The following is a 1993-nucleotide window of genomic DNA, read 5'->3' as shown; positions in this document are numbered from 1 at the left end:
GCGATTGCACAAGTACTTAGCAATATTCATGCTGACAGCTATGTAGGCAATAATGTTGCATTACAGCAAGAAGCTGCAAAAGTTGGTTTAAATTTACGCCCATTCAATGCAGGCGACAAAGAATCAAAATTCAAAGCAGTAGTATTTGATGCTTCTGGTATTCAAAACTCAGAACAGTTAAACGAACTTTATAAGTTCTTTAACCCGATTGCACGTCAAGTTGCGACTTCTGGTCGAGTGATTGTGATTGGTACAACTCCTGAAACTGCAAAAACTGTAAAACAGGCGATTGCTCAGCGTGCACTTGAAGGCTTTATCAAATCTGTAGGTAAAGAATTTAAAAAGGGTATTACTGCTCAAGTTGTCTATGTTGATGAAGGCGCTGCTGCAAACCTTGAATCAACTTTACGTTTCTTGCTTTCTCCACGTTCAGCTTATGTGTCTGGTCAAGTTGTTCGTGTGTCTAAAGCAGATGTGGTTGATGTTGATTGGGCAAAACCGCTTGCTGGTAAAACTGCATTAGTAACTGGTGCGAGCCGTGGTATTGGTGAGGCAATTGCACATGTGCTTGCACGTGATGGCGCTCATGTTATTTGTTTAGATGTACCACAACAACAAGCTGACCTTGACCGTGTAGCTGCTGACATTGGTGGTTCTACATTGGCAATTGACATTACAGCTGCTGATGCTGGCGAAAAAATTAAAACTGCTGCGGCTAAACAAGGCGGTTTAGATATTATCGTTCATAACGCAGGTATTACTCGTGACAAAACTTTGGCAAACATGAAGCCAGAGCTTTGGGACTTAGTAATTAACATTAACTTGTCTGCTGCTGAACGTGTAAATGACTACTTGTTAGAAAACGATGGTCTAAATGCAAATGGCCGCATTGTTTGTGTATCATCAATTAGTGGTATTGCTGGTAACCTTGGTCAAACCAACTATGCTGCATCTAAAGCAGGTGTGATTGGTCTAGTTAAATTTACTGCACCTATCTTAAAAAATGGTATTACCATTAACGCAGTAGCACCGGGCTTCATCGAAACTCAAATGACTGCGGCAATTCCATTTGCAATTCGTGAAGCTGGTCGCCGTATGAACTCAATGCAACAAGGTGGTTTACCTGTTGATGTAGCAGAAACGATTGCATGGTTTGCATCAACTGCTTCTACAGGTGTAAACGGCAACGTTGTACGTGTGTGTGGTCAAAGCTTGTTGGGCGCTTAAGCACTTTTAGCTAAAAAGGGGTGCTTGTGCATCCCTTTTTTATTCAAGAATCTATAAATTATAAAAGGTTAGGTATGAATACTCGTCATTTTAGCCAGCTACCAAAAGCGGCATTAGCTTACCCAAAAGTGGTACAAGGTTTAATTTTTAAAAAGCCGAAAGGTCCAAAAATCTTACCGCAAGTTGAATATGTAGTAGATACTCTAGAAATTGATCAGAGTCATCTTAAAGCTTATAACGAAGTATGCGGTTTTAAAAATAATGGCTTTGTACCCGCAATTTATTTGGCTGTGCTTTCTCAAAGTTTGCAAATGCACATGATGACAGCAGAAGCCTTTCCATTTCCAATTTTAGGTTTAGTTCATATCCGTAACCAGATTAAACAAACCAGACCAATTGGTGTAACTGAAAAACTCACTCTGTCATGTAAATTTGGGGAACTAAAACCGCATGATAAAGGTGTTCAGTTTGACTTTATTACCACGGCAAAAGTTGGCAATGAAGTGGTGATGGAAGGCTTAACGACTTATTTATCTCGTCAAAAAGTCGAAAAAAGAGTCGGTGAGAAAGCCAAAGAAGAACAAGCACCAGCTTATGTTCCAAAGGCAGAGTGGGATATTTTAGAAAACACAGGCCGCCGTTATGCGAAAGTGTCTGGTGATTTTAACTTAATTCATATTCATGCCATTACTGCAAAAGCATTTGGCTTTAAGCAAGCCATTGCGCATGGCATGTGGAGCAAGGCTAAAGCACTAGCGAACCTTGA

2 protein-coding genes are annotated in these 1993 nt (G+C 40.3%); both read left to right on the top strand.

Annotation, left to right across the window (positions count from 1 at the left end):
* A partial coding sequence (locus tag UC75_RS05305) for a 3-oxoacyl-ACP reductase (protein WP_228137105.1) occupies positions 1-1227 on the top strand: 1227 nt, incomplete at its 5' end.
* Between the two features lie 74 nt (positions 1228-1301).
* Positions 1302-1993, top strand: a 692-nt coding sequence (locus UC75_RS05300; RefSeq protein ID WP_228137104.1) for a MaoC/PaaZ C-terminal domain-containing protein, incomplete at its 3' end; no start/stop codon positions are given.

The organism is Acinetobacter sp. V2, assembly GCF_001188385.1.
Classification (GTDB): domain Bacteria; phylum Pseudomonadota; class Gammaproteobacteria; order Pseudomonadales; family Moraxellaceae; genus Acinetobacter; species Acinetobacter oleivorans.
The sequence above is the reverse complement of the archived record's forward strand: the minus strand, read 5'-3'. Positions and strand labels throughout refer to the sequence as shown.